17 protein-coding genes and 1 pseudogene are annotated in these 18,200 nt (G+C 42.8%); 7 read left to right on the top strand and 11 right to left on the bottom strand.

Going from position 1 to position 18,200, the window contains the following annotated elements:
- Positions 1 to 822 precede the first annotated feature (822 nt).
- The gene (ybjG, locus tag SLS51_RS05590) at positions 823 to 1,431 is read right to left on the bottom strand and encodes an undecaprenyl-diphosphate phosphatase (RefSeq protein ID WP_323836288.1); all 609 of its coding nucleotides are present in this window, start codon (positions 1,429 to 1,431) and stop codon (positions 823 to 825) included.
- A gap of 548 nt (positions 1,432 to 1,979) precedes the next feature.
- The gene (locus SLS51_RS05595; protein ID WP_011145878.1) at positions 1,980 to 2,240 is read right to left on the bottom strand and encodes a GrxA family glutaredoxin; all 261 of its coding nucleotides are present in this window, start codon (positions 2,238 to 2,240) and stop codon (positions 1,980 to 1,982) included.
- Positions 2,241 to 2,430: 190 nt separating this feature from the next.
- Here SLS51_RS05595 and SLS51_RS05600 point away from each other — a divergent pair, with 190 nt between their 5' ends.
- The 3 genes and pseudogenes from SLS51_RS05600 to rlmC all read left to right on the top strand — a co-directional run bounded on the left by SLS51_RS05600 (position 2,431) and on the right by rlmC (position 4,496).
- Positions 2,431 to 2,733, top strand: coding sequence for a YbjC family protein (locus SLS51_RS05600; protein ID WP_011145879.1), 303 nt, complete (start codon positions 2,431 to 2,433; stop codon positions 2,731 to 2,733).
- Positions 2,734 to 2,824: 91 nt separating this feature from the next.
- Positions 2,825 to 3,337, top strand: coding sequence for a type III secretion system chaperone family protein (locus SLS51_RS05605; RefSeq protein ID WP_011145880.1), 513 nt, complete (start codon positions 2,825 to 2,827; stop codon positions 3,335 to 3,337).
- 24 nt (positions 3,338 to 3,361) lie between these two features.
- Positions 3,362 to 4,496 (top strand): annotated as a pseudogene (rlmC, locus tag SLS51_RS05610) (23S rRNA (uracil(747)-C(5))-methyltransferase RlmC).
- 53 nt (positions 4,497 to 4,549) lie between these two features.
- On the opposite strand, the gene artM reads toward rlmC, so the two are convergent.
- The 5 genes from artM to SLS51_RS05635 all read right to left on the bottom strand — a co-directional run bounded on the left by artM (position 4,550) and on the right by SLS51_RS05635 (position 8,621).
- Positions 4,550 to 5,218: an arginine ABC transporter permease ArtM gene (gene artM, locus SLS51_RS05615; protein WP_323836294.1), complete on the bottom strand. Its 669-nt coding sequence runs from the start codon at positions 5,216 to 5,218 to the stop codon at positions 4,550 to 4,552.
- Positions 5,218 to 5,934, bottom strand: coding sequence for an arginine ABC transporter permease ArtQ (gene artQ / locus SLS51_RS05620; protein ID WP_323836296.1), 717 nt, complete (start codon positions 5,932 to 5,934; stop codon positions 5,218 to 5,220). The genes artM and artQ overlap by 1 nt, the downstream gene beginning before the upstream one ends.
- Before the next feature lie 14 nt (positions 5,935 to 5,948).
- Positions 5,949 to 6,683, bottom strand: coding sequence for an arginine ABC transporter substrate-binding protein (artJ, locus tag SLS51_RS05625; protein ID WP_323836298.1), 735 nt, complete (start codon positions 6,681 to 6,683; stop codon positions 5,949 to 5,951).
- A gap of 19 nt (positions 6,684 to 6,702) precedes the next feature.
- Positions 6,703 to 7,431, bottom strand: a complete 729-nt coding sequence (gene artP / locus SLS51_RS05630; protein ID WP_323836300.1) for an arginine ABC transporter ATP-binding protein ArtP — start codon at positions 7,429 to 7,431, stop codon at positions 6,703 to 6,705.
- 290 nt (positions 7,432 to 7,721) lie between these two features.
- On the bottom strand, positions 7,722 to 8,621 hold the full coding sequence (locus SLS51_RS05635; RefSeq protein ID WP_323836302.1) for a LysO family transporter: 900 nt from the start codon (positions 8,619 to 8,621) through the stop codon (positions 7,722 to 7,724).
- Between the two features lie 328 nt (positions 8,622 to 8,949).
- On the opposite strand from SLS51_RS05635, the gene macA reads away from it, so the two are divergent.
- Entirely contained in the window at positions 8,950 to 10,062 is a 1,113-nt protein-coding gene (gene macA, locus SLS51_RS05640) for a macrolide transporter subunit MacA (protein ID WP_323836304.1), read from the top strand.
- Positions 10,062 to 12,005 (top strand): macrolide ABC transporter ATP-binding protein/permease MacB, encoded by a 1,944-nt coding sequence (gene macB, locus SLS51_RS05645; protein ID WP_323836306.1) that lies wholly within the window; start codon positions 10,062 to 10,064, stop codon positions 12,003 to 12,005. Before macA ends, macB begins: the two co-directional genes overlap by 1 nt.
- An 80-nt stretch (positions 12,006 to 12,085) precedes the next feature.
- Here macB and cspD read toward each other — a convergent pair whose 3' ends face one another.
- Complete coding sequence (cspD, locus tag SLS51_RS05650) at positions 12,086 to 12,307, bottom strand: cold shock-like protein CspD (protein ID WP_323836307.1); 222 nt, start codon at positions 12,305 to 12,307, stop codon at positions 12,086 to 12,088.
- Positions 12,308 to 12,648: 341 nt separating this feature from the next.
- On the opposite strand from cspD, the gene clpS reads away from it, so the two are divergent.
- Positions 12,649 to 12,969 carry an ATP-dependent Clp protease adapter ClpS gene (clpS, locus tag SLS51_RS05655; protein WP_323836309.1) on the top strand — a complete coding sequence of 107 codons (321 nt, stop codon included), beginning with the start codon at positions 12,649 to 12,651 and terminating at the stop codon, positions 12,967 to 12,969.
- Between the two features lie 32 nt (positions 12,970 to 13,001).
- Positions 13,002 to 15,278, top strand: coding sequence for an ATP-dependent Clp protease ATP-binding subunit ClpA (clpA, locus tag SLS51_RS05660; RefSeq protein ID WP_323836311.1), 2,277 nt, complete (start codon positions 13,002 to 13,004; stop codon positions 15,276 to 15,278).
- A 99-nt stretch (positions 15,279 to 15,377) separates the two neighbouring features.
- Here clpA and infA read toward each other — a convergent pair whose 3' ends face one another.
- From infA to cydC, 3 genes are all read right to left on the bottom strand, one after another.
- The gene (infA, locus tag SLS51_RS05665; protein WP_002211347.1) at positions 15,378 to 15,596 is read right to left on the bottom strand and encodes a translation initiation factor IF-1; all 219 of its coding nucleotides are present in this window, start codon (positions 15,594 to 15,596) and stop codon (positions 15,378 to 15,380) included.
- Between the two features lie 156 nt (positions 15,597 to 15,752).
- Positions 15,753 to 16,445 carry a leucyl/phenylalanyl-tRNA--protein transferase gene (gene aat / locus SLS51_RS05670; RefSeq protein WP_323836314.1) on the bottom strand — a complete coding sequence of 231 codons (693 nt, stop codon included), beginning with the start codon at positions 16,443 to 16,445 and terminating at the stop codon, positions 15,753 to 15,755.
- Between the two features lie 6 nt (positions 16,446 to 16,451).
- On the bottom strand, positions 16,452 to 18,200 hold the full coding sequence (gene cydC / locus SLS51_RS05675) for a heme ABC transporter ATP-binding protein/permease CydC (protein WP_323836316.1): 1,749 nt from the start codon (positions 18,198 to 18,200) through the stop codon (positions 16,452 to 16,454).

The raw sequence follows: 18,200 nt of genomic DNA on the forward strand, positions 1-18,200 counted from the left end.
TTACAATGCCGCAAGTATGCAATAAATGCAAATACATGTGGCCTAACTCTTTCTTTATAAAAAATAAATTTTTTAAATATCTCTGGTGGTTATTTAAACGTTTTTATTACCACATTAACATCTTGGTCGAAAATTGGGCTTTAAATTAACAAGCCAAAATTTTCGCTTTACTTTCTTTTTTGAAAGAAAGTCTGGAAATTTTAAGACCAGACTTTTGATAGCGGCAAGATAGCGATTTTTAGTGAATAGTACCGTGATCATAGTCTCAAATGCGGAATACATCTCGAAAAGTCATCATGTTACGAGATTTAGTGTAATTGTTGTTTAAATATTGCGAATTTTAATGAGGTCAAATTATAACCTCAATTTTCCCATTATTCAACTCTTATTATTCTCTTATGTTTTGTTATTTTCTGTCTATTTGTTTACATATTAATGAATGAAAATGGCAAATAGAGTAAATGGGTAATAAATTGATAAATATCAATTTATTACCAGATTTAAAAATAGATATCTCTTATGTAATGCTTGTATCTTTGTGAAAGATATAGATAAAACCAGAATAATAGATTAATAGCATCAATAATATGAATGAAAGATGTGCTAGCCATTCTTTGATCAAGTTTTAATAATCTCTTTCGTTATATATCTATTTACATAGTGATTTATACAGATTTATTGATTTATATGAAAATCGCTGAGTTGAATTTAAGCGCAAATAAATGCTAAATAGACAGAAGGCCCTGTAAATAATTTCTGATAAAAAGACTTTGGTTGAAATAGCGTTCGTTTATCTCAAGTCACTCAGTTGCATTTATGTTGCTAGCTTTTTATCCAGCCTTTACGGATAGGAAAAGCGCAGCAATGTTGGTACAGACTGTTCAATCTTTTTTGTAAACGTTCACCAAACAGGCTCCAGATTATTTGTGCAAAAGTGCATCCCATTAAGCTGACGATAAATGCCCCGACCATATCCATCGGCCAGTGAACGCCTAAATAGACTCTGGCCCATGCAATAGCCAGTGCAATTGCCATCATGCATAAGCCCGGCCAAATCCTATACCAGAATAAAAAGGATAAAGCGAAAGTGAAGACGGTTGTTCCATGATGACTTGGAAATGAGGTTGTTGGCGCGTGAGGAAGAAAGTTATAACCAAAACCTTCTGCAAACGGGCGGTCGTGAGGGCAAAGTAAACCGATACAGTATGAGGTTAGCATAGCAAAACAGAAGGCAATGGTGGTTTTGCTGACCATAACCCGATGATGAGGGCGAGTACGCTCTGAACCCCAGAACCAGAAACTAGCCAATATTAGAGGGAAAATAAGAACCAGGTACTTTGCAATGAACGTCGCCATTGCAATCATGGCTGGTGATGATTCAGGCGTAGCATTGAAAAAGGTAAACAGATCATGATTTATTTGTTCTAACAAATCGGGCCTCACATATAGTCACTTATGTACATCACGATAGTCGGACGCAAGAGAGTAAAGTCGGCTGACCTGAGAGTAAAGCGCAATTGTCTTAATTGTTGGTGTTATTTATTTTTGGTTTATATTTCCGTCAAGGAAATATCGGGCAGTCATCCTGACAAAAACTAAGCAAATAATTGATATATATGATGATAATCTCTAGAGCAGCGCATTGATAGTACCGGTGGTTGATAGGTTGATCATCTGTAGGATCGGTTATGTGTTTATGAACGGTATACTCTTCAGACAATAAAAAAACCCGATAGTCTTGAACCAAAATGGATTGACTATCGGGTTCCTCAATATGGGGATATCAAAGAAAAGCAGTGGCATTAATTCAGACTACGGTTTGGCAAGAAAGTTCTTCGTGATAAGAAAAAAAAACAAATTTTTTTCAATTTGATGAAAATAACATTTTTTGCACAAATCAACCGAGTCCACTGTGATTAATAATCAATCGCGGTTTTCACCGCAACGAAAGTAAAACGAGAAGTTCGATTGAAGTTCGATTATTGTAGCAATTGGTGTTCTTTTACGTACGCTTCGAAGTCAGTGCAGCCACCGATATGTTTCTCATCAACAAAAATTTGCGGGACAGTTTCTACCGGTTTACCAACTGTTTTTTCCAGATCAGCTTTAGTGATACCTTCTGCGTGAATATCAACATAACGGAAGTCAAAGTCATCACGCTGCTCTTTCAGTCGTTCCGCCAGCTCTTTCGCGCGGACACAGTACGGGCAGCCAGGACGACCGAAAATCACAGTAAACATATAAATTCCTCTTGGTTATATTAAAATAATGCGGTGTGATGTGTTACTCATGCTTATTTGATGGCTACTATGCCTGTACTGATCGGTAAAAAAAAGCAGAAATTGTCTTTTGTTCTAATTCATCACACCAATTTTGGTAACAGTGTTTCCGGTAGTATAATGTCGCATCAGGTTGTTAAGAGAGGATACGATGAAAAGTCATCAAGGCAGTATGAGTTCATTGGCAGATATGCCAAAACAGGTTATCCTGCTAGAAATTGTCGGCATTTTAGGCTTGCTCCTGGCATATTTGACTATTAATGATATTGTCATCTTAACAGATTTACTAATGACGCCAGAAGCACATGTTGTTATGATTTTCATCGGCATAGGTTGTTTGGTTCCTGCTGCGGTTAATATCATTTGGCGTGCAGTGTATGGCCTCTCTTTTCTGGGAGTTGATCATAAAAAAGAGAGCAAAAATAAGGTAGAAGGTAGTGATAACGGTAAGTAAAAATAATTTATCAGTTATTGGTGATAGCGCGATAAAGAATTATTTCGTAAGCTATAGCGCTTTTTCATTTTCCGTTGTATGGGGTTGTTAGATGAGTTCACTTGTCATTCCTGACTTATCAGTATTGCGTGAGTGGTTGGATCAGCTCAAAATTTCCTACTTTGAGTGCGATTCATGCCAGGCGCTGCATCTCCCTCATATGCAGAATATTGATGGTTTATTTGATGCTAAAATTGATCTGTTGGACAATGTAATCTTGTTTTCTGCGTTGGCTGAAGTTAAACCAACCGCCATTATTCCTTTGATGGCTAATCTAAGCCAGATTAATGCCAGTTCGCTGACAATCAAGGCTTTTCTTGATATTCAGGATGAAAACTTACCGAAATTGGTGGTGTGTCAATCTTTCCTTGTTTCAGCCGGGCTGACTTTTTCCCAGTTTTCTCATTTCTTGCAACAAAGCGAAGAGCAGATTGCGGGTGTGATTTTTGAAATTCACAGTAATAACTTGTTGTATATTAATCGTGATATCGAAATCGAGGGTGACATTGAAGAGGAAGAGGAGTCACAAGCTCCTGTTAAGGCACCGACTTTTACTTTGCACTAATATTTTCAACACGGTCATCCAACAATGCAATGTGCGCATTATTCTGCGGGGCACTGTCACTCTTGTCAGTGGCTCGAAAAACCCTATTCTCAGCAGTTAGAAGATAAGCAGCAGAATTTAAAGCAGTTATTACCTCAAGCTATTGTGAAGCAATGGTTACCTCCGATTGCCAGCCAACAAGATGCCTTTCGTAATAAAGCTAAAATGGTCGTCAGTGGCAGTGTAGAACGCCCATTGCTAGGCATGTTGCATCGTGATGGCACGGCGGTTGATCTGTGTCATTGTCCCCTCTATCCAGCGCATTTTCAGCCTGTATTCGATGTTGTTAAATCGTTCATTGCTTGTGCCGGGTTGACACCGTATAACGTTGCTCGTAAACGGGGTGAACTGAAATATTTGTTGCTGACAGAAAGCCGTCATAGCGGTGAAATGATGTTGCGTTTTGTAACTGCGTTCTGAAACAAAAATTGCTCAACTGGAGCGTGCTCTACCCCGGTTGCGTGAGCAATTGCCACAGCTTACGGTGATCTCTGCCAATATTCAGCCAATCCATATGGCGATTTTGGAGGGGGAAAAAGAGATTCTGTTTACTGAACAAAAGGCGCTTAAAGAACAGTTCAATGGCATTCCTCTTTATATCCGTCCACATAGCTTTTTCCAGACTAACCCGAAAATGGCTTCTGAATTGTATGCAACAGCAGGGCGTTGGGTTCGTGAACTGAAAATCAGTAGCATGTGGGATCTATTCTGCGGTGTTGGGGGCTTTGGTCTGCATTGCGCAGATAAAAATACCTGTTTAACCGGCATTGAAATCAGCTCAGAAGCGATTGATTGTGCCCGCGATTCGGCGAAAACACTGGGTTTGGAAAACATCGAGTTTCAAGCTTTGGACTCAACACATTTTGCTGTAGCAAAAGATCAAATTCCGCAATTGGTTTTGGTCAATCCGCCTCGTCGGGGAATTGGTAAGGTGTTGTGCGATTATCTCAGTAAAATGGCACCGGATTATATTCTTTATTCAAGCTGTAATGCTCAGACAATGGCGAAAGACATTGCTGCACTAGCTGATTATCGTGTAGAAAAGACACAGTTGTTTGATATGTTTCCTCATACCGAACATTACGAAGTTTTAACGTTATTGGTATTAAATCATCACTGAATAACGAAAGGATGTGTGGGGATGGGGTTTCAAAAGAGGACGCCCTATCCCGTTTAGTCATGGCGCTCAAAAGCAAGTGCACGGCGTTCAATTATCCGCATCAGCAAAGTCAGGATACCGTTGACACATAGATAAATCACCCCTGCGGCCATAAAAACCATCACATCATAATTACGGCCAAATAGAAGCTGACTGTATCCCATGACTTCCAGCAAAGTAATCGTACTTGCGAGAGAAGTACTCTTGAAAATCAATACAACTTCGTTGGAATAGGAAGATAACGCCCGTTTAAACGCATAGGGCAGCAGGATCTGCATAGATTGTGCTTTAGACATGCCCAACGCTTGACAGGATTGCCATTGACCAGCAGGAATGGCTTTTACTGCGCCATAGAATAGCAGAGTAGAATATGCCGCACTGTTAAGCGCCAGCGTTACCATTGCGCACAGCCAAGGCTCAGACAGTAATTGCCAAAGCCACGGGTACGTTTTTATGGATGAAAACTGCCCAGGCCCGTAATAAATCAGAAAGAACTGTACCAACAAAGGCGTACCGGTAAACAGAGTAATGTAGGTTTTTACCAGTTGTGTCAGTACAGGCAGTTTCATGGTCAGAACCATAGTGAACAGGACGGACATCATGAAAGCAACAAAAAGCGCTGTGACGGTCAGGCTTAGACTGGTTTGCAGACCGGGTAAAATTTGTTGAATATACTCAAGCATCAGGGAGCACTCCGATCAAAGCGAGTGGTATGCATCTCAATTTTCTTTAGAATAAACTGACTGATCAGAGTGATAGCCAGATAGATAAGCGCCACAATCATATACCAGGTAAAGGGTTCCTGAGTGCGTGTGGCAATGCTTTTAGTTTGCTGCATGAGATCATTCACACTGATAAGCGATACCAGCGCGGTATCTTTCAACAAAACTAACCATTGGTTACCGAGCCCGGGTAGAGCATGTCGCCACATTTGAGGCATGATCAGGCGGAAAAATATTTCAGCGCGATTAAGACCTAATGCTTGACCGGCTTCCCATTGGCCGACAGGAATGGCTTTTATCGCACCACGGAGTGTCTGGGATGCATAGGCAGAGTAGAGTAGGGAAAGTGCAATGACACCACAAAGGAATGGGCTGACATAAAAGTCTTGAATATCTATCTGAATTCTGGAGTGCCAGAAGATAAGATCAATGTCAAAGCCATCAGCCAGTGTCATGAGAAGTTGTGATGCACCGAAGTAGACGAACAGCACGACCAAAATTTCTGGCAATCCTCTGAACAGAGTGACCCAACAGGTGCCAAGTATGGCGAAGGGTTTCCAGCGGGCTGATTCCCAGGCAGCAAATAGCATCGCTAAAATCAGACCAAGCACTAATGCAGACACGGCAAGGCCGACGGTGATGCCGGCGGCGCTTGTTAGAGATTGGAATTCATTCATGGAGATTCGGCTACTTATTTAAACCATTTTTCATAGATGATGTCATAAGTGCCATCTCGTTTGATGTCAGCGAGTGCTTTATTCAGCTTACCTTGTAGATCTTTGTTACCCTTGCGAACTGCAATACCTAAGCCGATACCAAAGTAATTTTTGTCAGTGACTTTGTTACCTACGGTATTTAAGTTTTCATTCTTTTTCAGCCACTCGTTAACAACGGCAGTGTCACCGAAAACGGCATCCAGACGGCCATTTTTCAGATCCAGAATTGCATTTTGGTAGCTGTCATAAGGAACGGTTTTAATCTCTTTTCGTTGTTCCATCAGATATTTCTGGTGAGTTGTACCATTCTGGATACCCACAAGTTTGCCTTTCAGCTCTGCGGTGCTGGAGACTTTGCCTTTAACGGAGATAAAAACCGCGGAGTTATCGTAATAAGTGTTAGTAAAATCAACCTGCTTTTGGCGCTCAGGGGTAATATCAATCCCTGCGGCTAAAGCGTCGAAGCGACGGAATTTCAGGCTAGGGATCAGGCTGTCAAAGGATTGGTTACTGAAGGTACATGTTGCATTAATTTTCTCACAGATGGCATTGACCAAATCGACATCAAAACCCTGAATTTTATTCTCTACATCGATGAACTCAAACGGAGGGTAAGTGGCTTCTGTGGCAAAACGAATAGTCTCTTTTTCCGTGGCGGTTGCAGATAAAGCTACTGTACTTAAGAGGGCTGCAAAAAGTAGTTTTTTCATCGCTATATCCTATTAATAGTTAGTGTGATAGATAATTAGCAAAGGCTTTGGTTTGTGGTTGCGTAAAATGGCTGATATCACCTTGTTCTATAATGTGGCCGTTTTCCATATATACGACACGGTTTGCGGCCTTACGGGCGATTTCCACTTCATGGGTAACGATAATCTGTGTAATACCCGTAGCGGATAATTCATGGATGATATTGACAACCTGTGCTGTAATTTCTGGGTCCAGCGCTGCCGTCGGTTCATCAAATAATAAAACTTGTGGTTCCATCATTAATGCTCGTGCAATAGCAACCCGTTGCTGTTGCCCTCCAGATAAATGTTGTGGGAAGCGGCCCGCAAAATCATCTAAGCGTAAACGGGAAAGGAGCTTATCCGCTTTTTCCTGCGCCTGTTGCTTGGGTAAACCCAGTACGCGACAAGGCGCTTCGATTAGGTTATCCATAACAGTAAGGTGTGGCCACAAGTGATATTGCTGAAAAACCATACCTACATTCTGGCGTAGAGAACGAATCTCCTTCGTTCCTGGTGTTTGTTCGAAATCGAATTGATGATTAGCAATATGCAACTGGCCGGATCGGGGTATTTCCAGCAGATTTAGGACTCGTAACAATGTACTTTTACCTGCACCACTTGGCCCTAGCAAAACCATCGTTTCCCCTGAAGAACATTCAAGATTAATATCAAACAGTGCTTGATGGACACCGTAATAGCAATCAATGCTTTTTAATTGAATACTCATGCTTTAATTCTGAATAGTCAGTGATTTAGTCCGATGCTAAACCCGTTAGCATAATTATGCAATATCTTATGCACGGAATATTATTAATTGATATTTCAATTACATGTCTGATTAACCTGTTCTATCCGCGTTTTGTATAATTCGTTAACAAAAGCTTACGTATTCGTTTCCATAGGGCGGAAGATGAATAAAGTACAACTGTATAATGAATAATTATTGCTGACTTCTTAGCAATCAAGTGCTCGGATTCTCATCGATAACATCAAACATCATTGTGGCTGAAATTCTGATTAAGTAAAGAATGCGATCAGTAAAGGGGCCAGTAAGCTCAACAAAAAACCGTGAACAATAGCTGCTGGAACAATACTGACTCCACCACATCTTTGTAATATCGGCAGAGTGAAATCCATAGAAGTTGCACCGCTTAACCCTATTGCGCTTGATCGATACCGATTGACCAGAATTGGAATAAGCATAATTGCTGTAAGTTCACGCACAAGGTCATTAAAGAATGCGGCACTGCCGATGATGGGCCCGTAAGCGTCAGAAAGTAAGATGCCAGAAAGGGAATACCAGCCATAACCGGAAGCGAATGCTAAACCTGTTTTGATCGGCAGTCCAAGAATAAGTGCAGCAATTGCCCCGCCAGCAAGTGCGCTGACAGCGACGATAATCGCAATAACTGTACCACGGCGGTTTAGCAATATCTGTTTGAGGTTCATGCCGCTGTTACGTAATTGAATACCTACCAGCAACAGTAAAACAACCAGTGCAATTTCACTGCCATGATTGGCGAAATGCAACCATGACCAGTCAGTTAACCCAAGTAGAAAACCTAAAATCAGAACACCACATAATTTCAGTGATTCAAAAATCATATGTAAACGGGAAGGGGGTTTTTCCTGTTTATGCGGGCTGACAATCCAGGGATTGTGTTTTTCAAACAGGAATAATGCCAGCATATTGGAGGCAAAAATACACAAGAAAAATACAATGGCATATTGAAAAATAGAGAAAAGGTTACGGCTTAAATCTTCCAGTAAAGCTAAACTTATCCCCATGAAAAACAGAATGACATAGACCATCGCATTAAGGAGACGATGAACAAGATTTAACCCTGTTTTATTCTTCAAATGAATAAGATAGCCCAGAGTTAAAGGCAAAAGAATGATCAGCAGCCCAGAATACATAATTAACATCCTTATAAAACGGTTAACACCTTTATAAAACGGTTAACGTCTTTTTGTCCAAGTTTCGTATAAAAATTAGCCTTAAAGGCTACGGGAATAAAGATAACAATTTTTTTATATTAAGAGAATAGTCAGGGTAGGGTGAAGTATGTTGTTGCTCAAAGAATTTTTTATTCTTAAGGTGGGTGAACTTTCAGTGGGTATAAAAATCGAATGAGGACTACATCTTTCTAGGATTGAGTGGAAATTTCTGATTACTCGTGACATTACAGGAAACGTTATTTTTTTACTATTCCTTTTATCCAATGTTTAAAATGGTGATATTTAAATGAATTTTATTCGTTCGAAACGTCGATGGGTGGTGTTGTTAGCTATTGTGGCCGTTATCGCATTGCTTCTGGGGTATTTTCTGCATGGGCCAGAAACGGCTAAATATCAGACTGTATCCGTTATTAAAGGCGATTTGGAGAAAAATGTTCTGGCCACAGGGAAGCTGGATGCTGTCAGAAAAGTAGATGTAGGGGCGCAGGTTAGTGGTCAGTTGCAGAACTTGTATGTTGAAGTGGGTGATAAGGTGACAAAAGGCCAATTACTGGCATTGATCGATCCTAAACCTGCTCAAAACCAAGTAAAAGAAGTTGAAGCGACGATTAAAGAATTAAACGCTAATCTGATGGAAGCTAGGGCGCAATTGAAACTGGCGCAGCTTACATTACAACGTCAGAACAATCTGGCAAAAGTGCAGGCAGTCTCTCACCAGGAATTGGATCAGGTTAAAACGGATGTTGAAGTGAAAAAAGCGAGGGTAGAAACTTTGCTGGCGCAAATCAGTAAAAATCAGGCCAGCCTTGATACCGCCCAGGCTAGTTTACAATACACCCGTATTACCGCACCGATGGATGGTATTGTTGTCAATATCAAAACACTTCAGGGGCAAACGGTCATCGCCGCACAGGAAGCCCCGACTATTCTGACATTGGCTGATCTTGGCACGATGCTGGTAAAAGCAGAAGTTTCAGAGGCGGATGTTATTGACTTGAAACCGGGTCAGAAGGCCTCTTTTACTGTATTAGGCGCCCCTGACAAAAATTTCCCAGGGGTGTTGAAAGATATTTTGCCGACGCCAGAAAAGATTAATGATGCGATTTTCTTCTATGCCCGCTTTGAGGTAGCTAATCCCCAGCAACTTTTGCGTTTGCAAATGACTGCGAAGGTGAAAATTCAGCTCGATTCCTATCGTGACACATTAATGATCCCGCTTTCTGCTTTGGGTAAACAGATTACGCCGACCCGTTATGAGGCGGATGTTCTAAATGAGGGTAAAGAAGAAAAACGAGAAGTGACCATTGGTGTGCGCAATGATGTAAATGTACAGATTCTATCTGGCTTGAAAGAACATGAGCAGGTGATTACTGGTCGCAGTGAAGCAGGGGATGAGTAATGGATGCGTTACTTGAGCTGAGAGGCATAGAGCGCCGCTATCCCGCGGGTGAACAGCAGGTAAAAGTACTGGATGATGTCACCTTGTCTATTCATGCCGGTGAGATGGTTGCGATTATTGGTGCGTCAGGTTCGGGTAAATCGACACTGATGAATATTCTTGGTTGTCTTGATCAACCCAGTAACGGTGAATACCGGGTCGCGGGGCAGAATGTTGCTGAACTGAATAATGATGAATTAGCAGCACTGAGACGGGAACATTTTGGCTTTATTTTTCAGCGTTATCATTTGCTGACTCATTTAACCGCTGAACAGAATGTGGAAATTCCCGCTATTTACGCGGGCACCGCTAAAGCAGCACGTCGCCAGAGAGCAATAGAGTTGCTTGGTCGTTTAGGGCTTGAAGATCGAATCTACTATCAGCCAGGGCAACTTTCTGGTGGACAGCAGCAGAGGGTCAGTATTGCCAGGGCGTTGATGAATGGTGGTCAGGTCATTTTGGCTGATGAACCAACCGGGGCGTTGGATAGCCACTCCGGCGAAGAGGTGATGACTATTCTCAAACAACTGTGTGAACAGGGGCATACCGTCATTATTGTCACTCATGATCCGAAAATCGCGGCGCAGGCACAACGAATTATTGAGATCAAGGATGGTCACATTATGAATGATTCCGGCACGCAAATGGGTAAAAAAGTCATTCAAGCTCCGATGTTAACACCAAAAATATCTTCGATACGCCAAATCTTTGGGCGGTTTAATGAAGCTTTATGCATGGCATGGCGGGCAATGGTTGCCAACAAGATGCGTACTTTACTGACCATGTTGGGGATTATTATTGGTATTGCTTCTGTCGTGACTATTTTGGTTATCGGAGATGCGGCTAGGGCATCGGTGTTATCCGATATTAAAGAGATTGCGACAAACACCATTGATATTTATCCAGGAGAAGATTTTGGCATTGATGATCCGGTCAGTATGCAAGCGCTGAAAATAGAGGATTCAGACGCAATTAAAGCGCAGTCCTATATTCTGGCGATTTCACCAGAAATTGAGGGACAAATGCGCCTTCGTAAAGGGAACATTGATGTTGCGTCGAGAGTGACTGGCGTTGGTGATGAGTTTTTTCAGGTTTATGCTCTGCGCTTTACCCAAGGAATGGGATTCTCATTGGATATGATACGCCGTCAGAGGCAAGTTGTGGTTATTGATAAAAATACTCATCGTAAGCTGTTTCCTCACCAGAAAAATGTGATTGGGGAGGTGATCTTGGTGGGTAATATGCCGGCCACAATTGTGGGAGTGATATCTGATAAGAGAGCTACATTTGGCAGTAGCAAATCATTGCATGTCTGGTTGCCTCATAGCACGATGACCAGCCGTCTGATGAACCGAAATTATCTGGATTCAATTACTGTCAGAATAAAGGATGGTTATAACTCTAAAGATATAGAAAAGAAGATTGTTCAATTGCTTACTTTACGCCACGGGAAAAAGGATATTTTCACCTATAACGTGGATATGATGGTAAAAACGGCGGAAAAAACGGCCCATACTTTACAACTGTTTCTGACGATGGTGGCGGTAATTTCGCTGATAGTTGGTGGTATTGGCGTTATGAATATTATGTTAGTTTCGGTGACTGAACGTACAAGAGAGATCGGTATTCGTATGGCAGTAGGTGCCAGAACCAGTGATGTGATGCAGCAGTTTCTAATAGAGGCTATTTTGGTTTGTCTGGTTGGCGGTGTTTTGGGCATTGTACTCTCTTATACGATTGCATTGATTGCTCAACTGGCGCTGCCTGGTTGGCATTTTGTCTTCCAGCCCATAGCCTTACTCAGTGCTTTCGCCTGTTCTACCGCAATTGGGGTGATATTTGGGTTTCTGCCGGCCCGTAATGCCGCTCGCCTCGATCCAATCGAAGCGTTGGCAAGAGAATAAGCGGAAATAATATGACGCCGCAGGTAACTGCCTGCGGCGTATGAAAATAATACCTGGTTATCACCCACAGGCTAGGCTATTTAGCCTTTGGGGTCGTTTTCAAGAGGAACAATAATACTGGCATGATTTCCCTTTGGTCCTAGGTGAACGCTGAAATTCACCTTTTGGCCCGCTTTCAGCGTCCGGTAACCGTCCATCTGAATGGTTGAGTAATGAGCGAATATATCTTCTCCGCCGCTTGCCGGGCAAATAAACCCAAAACCCTTAGCATTATTGAACCACTTAACAGTACCTGTCTCCATACTTCTACATCCCTCGTTTGATGATTTCGGTTGAGATGAGTCATTAATATAACAGTCGTGAACAATCACATGTAGACAGTGACATTATCTATATTTGTTCACAAAACATACTGTAATAAAAATCAAATTCTCGTCAAGCACAGAACAAATGTCTGGTTGTTTTGAATGACTAAAGTTTGATATAGATAACGATATGAGTTTCGTTCATGCACTTTTATGCCGAGTTTTCATAGGGGAATAGTCTGTGGTAAAAGGAGTTGCCAGATAATGATAAGATAAATGGCAACATAATTTATTTGCTGGCAGTGGCTGGTTTTAGGGATTAATCCGTTGGGAAAATAATGAGCGAGTATCATAACAATTTGAAAAGTAAGGAATCTGTTAAGGATGAGCGACAGCAAAAATTGCAGCCGCCGTCGATGTATCAGGTCATTCTTAACAATGATGATTACACTCCGATGGAGTTTGTAGTTGACGTATTACGAAAGTTCTTTTCTTATGATATTGAACGGGCAACGCAATTAATGTTGGATGTCCATTATCAAGGGAAGGCTGTTTGTGGGGTTTATACTGCTGAGGTGGCAGAAACTAAAGCAGCTCAGGTAAATATGTATGCCAGGGAGTATGGGCATCCATTACTTTGTACGCTGGAAAAAGTCTGACCAGGTATACTGATTTTTAGGGGGAGGTGCTTATGCTCAACCAAGAGCTTGAACTTAGTCTTAATATTGCCTTTGCTAAAGCACGGGATAACAGACACGAGTTTATGACCGTGGAGCACCTATTGCTGGCGTTGTTAAGCAATTCATCAGCGCGTGAAGCATTGGAAGCCTGCAAGGTCAATCTGGCTCAATTGCGTAAGGAGCTGGAGAATTTTATTTCACAAACGACACCGTTGTTACCTGAAAATGATGAGCGGGAGACTCAGCCAACGTTGAGCTTCCAACGTGTTCTTCAGCGCGCGGTATTTCATGTTCAATCCTCTGGGCGTTCAGAAGTTTCTGGTGCTAATGTGCTGGTGGCTATCTTTAGCGAACAGGAGTCCCAAGCGGCTTATTTGCTGCGTAAACATGATGTGAGTCGTCTGGACGTGGTTAATTTCATTTCTCACGGAACTCAAAAAGAGGACTCGGAATCGGATCATCAGGAGACAGGCACGCAATCAGCAGAAGAGCAGCTTACAGGAGAGGATCGGTTGGAAAATTTTACAACTAATCTTAATCAACTCGCTCAAAGAGGACAGATTGATCCATTGATTGGCCGCCAGGATGAGTTAGAAAGAACAATTCAGATATTGTGTCGCCGCCGAAAAAACAACCCATTGTTGGTCGGCGAGTCGGGGGTTGGTAAGACAGCCATTGCAGAAGGGTTGGCGTGGCGGATTGTGCAAAAAGATGTACCGGAAGTGATGGCTGATTGTACGATTTATTCGCTGGATATTGGTTCATTGCTAGCGGGAACTAAATATCGTGGCGATTTTGAGAAGCGCTTCAAGGCATTGCTAAAAACCCTTGAGCAGGATAGAAAAAGTATTCTATTTATAGATGAAATCCATACCATTATCGGTGCGGGGGCTGCGTCAGGGGGGCAGGTCGATGCGGCTAATCTGATTAAGCCATTGTTATCCAGTGGACGTATCAGAGTCATTGGTTCTACGACCTATCATGAATTCAGTAATATTTTTGAAAAAGATCGGGCGTTAGCGCGTCGTTTTCAGAAGATTGATATTGTTGAGCCTTCACCCGAAGAGACGGTACAGATTATTAGAGGGTTGCGGCCAAAATATGAGGCGCACCATGATGTACGTTATACCACGAAAGCTATCCGTGCTGCGGTTGATTTATCGGTGAAGTACATTACTGATCGCCACTTACCAGACAAGGCGATCGATGTGATCGATGAAGCTGGGGCGCGTACCCGTCTGGTGCCGATTAGTCGCCGTAAAAAAACGATTAATGTGTCAGATATTGAATTCGTCGTTGCTCGGATTGCTCGGATTCCTGAAAAAACCGTTTCGGCCAGTGATAAAGATGTCCTAAGAACACTGGATGAGCGGCTGAAAATGTTGGTATTCGGTCAGGATACCGCGATTGCGGCATTGACCGAAGCCATTAAGATGAGTCGTGCGGGGTTGGGGCAGGATAATAAACCGGTAGGTTCTTTCCTACTTGCAGGTCCGACAGGCGTAGGGAAAACAGAAGTCACCGTACAGCTTGCTAAGGTGTTGAATATCAAATTATTGCGTTTTGATATGTCAGAATATATGGAGCGTCATACAGTAAGTCGTTTAATTGGCGCACCACCGGGATATGTTGGTTTTGATCAAGGAGGATTGCTTACGGATGCTGTGATTAAACATCCTCATTCAGTATTGCTGCTTGATGAGATTGAAAAAGCACATCCAGATGTATTTAACCTGTTATTGCAAGTCATGGATAACGGTACTCTGACTGATAACAACGGGCGCAAAGCGGATTTTCGTAACGTCATTCTAGTCATGACAACGAATGCGGGTGTACGTGAAACACAGCGCAAATCCATTGGATTTAAGCAGCAGGATAACAGCTCCGATGCAATGGAAGAAATTAAGAAAGTGTTTACACCGGAATTCCGTAACCGTCTTGATGGTATCATCTGGTTTAATACGCTTTCTATTGAAGTCATTCAACAGGTAGTTGATAAGTTCATTGTCGCCTTGCAAGCACAATTGGATGAAAAAGGCGTTTCGCTGGAGGTCAGTGCGGATGCTCGTCAATGGTTATGTGATAAAGGCTATGATAAAGCAATGGGTGCTCGTCCAATGGCGCGGGTTATTCAGGATAGCTTGAAAAAACCGTTGGCAAATGAACTCTTATTCGGCTCATTAGTTCACGGTGGCTCGGTGAGTATTGGCCTGGATAAGGCAAAACGCATACTGACCTACGATTTCAGCAATGCTTATAAGCAGAAGCCGGAAGATGTAGTGCACTAATAGAAGAGCGACACCACAGGTGAATACAACGTTGTAAAATACAAAGTTGTAAAATACAAAGTTGCTACCTGTGGTGTAATACCTAAAAACGGTAATGAATCAGCGGCTACGGAAGACGATACGGCCTTTGCTCAGGTCATATGGGGTCAGCTCAACTGTAACCTTGTCGCCTGTCAGGATGCGAATATAGTTTTTACGCATTTTACCTGAAATGTGAGCAGTGACTACGTGCCCGTTTTCTAATTCAACGCGGAACATAGTGTTTGGTAGTGTGTCTAGCACAGTACCTTGCATTTCAATATTGTCTTCTTTGGCCATCTAATCCTCTAAGTTTAATAACCATCGTTTTTAACGGGCAAGATAATGCCGAAAAACCCTCATTATGTAAAGGAGTGTTGTATTTTAACCCGCTATTTTGCAAATAGTGCATAGTGATATTTATGTTATCAGCGACATGAATCGGTCAAATGTTGATTATAATTCCAGTACTTGTTGTAACCAGCAACCAGGTTTTAATGACCGATTTCTGAATTGATAAAGATACTGAATAAATTCTTCCCTAGGGATCTCTTTTGCTCCCAGTGAAGCTGTGTGATGGTTAAGCACTTGGCAGTCCAGTAGTTCACCACCGTGTCGCAGAAAATGGTGATAGAAGGCAATGAACGCACATTTGGATGCATTCTCCATTCTGCTGAACATAGACTCACCGCAGAATAGTGTGCCAACGCTGACACCATACAAACCACCAACAATCCGCTCATTGTGCCAGACTTCTACTGAATGTGCTTGTCCTGTCTGATATAATTTTTTATAACCTTGTTGGATATCCTTGCCTATCCATGTTCCCTCCTGTCGTTGAGCGCAGAAATGAACCACCTGTTCAAAAGCATGATTCACCGTAATATGGTATGGGGGATTGCGCAGAAACCGGCGTAGGGTTCGGCCAATATGCAATTCACCCGGAATGATTACCGCCCGTGGATCGGGGGACCACCAAAGTGGTATTTCACTGGGTAAAAACCAGGGAAAAATACCTTGATGGTAGGCTGCATTTAATCGCTTAGCGGATAAATCCCCCCCGACTGCCAGTAGGCCGTTAGGCTCCGTTAGTGCTTCTTTCGGGTGAGGGAAATCATATGAATCAGCATCCAGTTGAATTATTGGCATTGTGTGTTATTGCCCCGGTTCAAGACGAATCTGATGTTGCCGCTGATAAAACTGATAATAGCGACCTTGCTGAGCCAGTAATTCATTATGCTGCCCTTGTTCAAGAATAGTGCCGCCATCCATGACGTAAATACGGTCCATATGGTCAAGCCCGTACAGGCGGTGGGTGACAATAATCAGTGACTTATGCTGACAATGCTGACGCAATAGAGAGAGAATTTGCTGTTCAGTATCCGCATCAAGCCCTTCCGTAGGTTCATCCAGTAACATCAGTGGTGCCGAGTGCAGTAACGCTCTGGCAATTCCCAAGCGGCGCTGTTCACCGCCTGACAACTGACGACCGCCTTCGCCCATCCAGCAGTTTAGGCCCTCATTGGTTTCCAGTAGATTGCTTAAATTTACCTGTTTCAGCACAGTTTCTAGTTCATTATCGGTTGCATTTGGTTTTGCCAGTAATAAATTCTGTCGTAAAGTATGACTGAACACATGAACACGTTGTGAAACAACCGATATCATACCGCGCAGAGTTGATTCGTCATAAGCAGTAATAGAATGCTGATTCAGACAGATTGAGCCTGAATCAATATCCCAGGCCCGGGTCAGTAATTGTAGCAAGGTAGATTTACCACAACCGGTTTTGCCTAACAGCGCGATATGTTCCCCTGCTTTCAAACAGAGAGAAACATTTTTCAGGACGGCCATTGGCTGATCAGGGTAAGTGAAACTGATATTTTTGATATCAATACTGGCTTGAGCTGAACTTTCCGGCCCTGATGTAGGAAACGTTACTTCCGGTTCTTGTTGCATCAATTGAGAAACACGGGTTGCAGAGGTAATGACTTGCCCTAAATGTTGGAATGCAACAGTGACAGGCCCCAGGCTTTCAAACGCGGCAAGAGAACAGAAGACAAACAGTGCAATTAATGCCCCCGGCTGGCTGTTTCCCCCTACGCCGTTAGCAGCCAGCCATAAGATCAATGTGACAGTCATACCGGTGGCGAAAATCATGATTGCCTGTGACAAACCGGTCAGATTGGCTTGCTGTTGTTGACGTCTTAACCAATGCGACTCGATATCAGCCATTGACTTGCGGAAACGGCCAACAGCACCGAATACCATCAATTCGGCTTGCCCTTGCAATGCCGCTGTGAGTTGGGTGCGGTATTGACCACGCAGAATAGTCAGATGGCGGCCAATGGATTTACCGGCGTTATAAAATACTGATGGCAGCAGGATCAACAGAGCCAGCATAATACCGCCAAGGGTATAGGCTAATGTGAGATCCAGAAAGCTAAGGCCGAAAGTGAGGACCATGATAACGATAAGAGCTGATAATATCGGCGAAATCACCCGTAAATAGAGATGATCCAATGTTTCAACATCAGCAACGAGTCGGTTTAATAATTCGCCTTGGCGAAAACGAGCCATTCCTCCCGGTGAAAGTGGCAAAATTTTCTGAAAGGCAAAAACCCGTAAATGTGCCAATACCCGGAAAGTGGCATCATGGCTAACCAACCGTTCAGCATAGCGCCCGGCAGTTCGAAGAATGGCTGAGCCACGGACACCGGCAGCCGGTAGCATATAGTTGAATGTATAACCGGCAAGACCTGCTAGTGCGGCGCCTGCAAGGAACCAGCCAGAGAGGGTCAGTAAACTTATGCTGGCGAGTAGTGTCACAATGGTCAGAACCATGCCTAAACTGATAAGAAACCAATGACGGCGATAGAGCGCCAGAAAAGGAAGTAATACCCGCAT

The organism is Photorhabdus africana, from assembly GCF_035181445.1.
Lineage (GTDB): Bacteria > Pseudomonadota > Gammaproteobacteria > Enterobacterales > Enterobacteriaceae > Photorhabdus > Photorhabdus laumondii.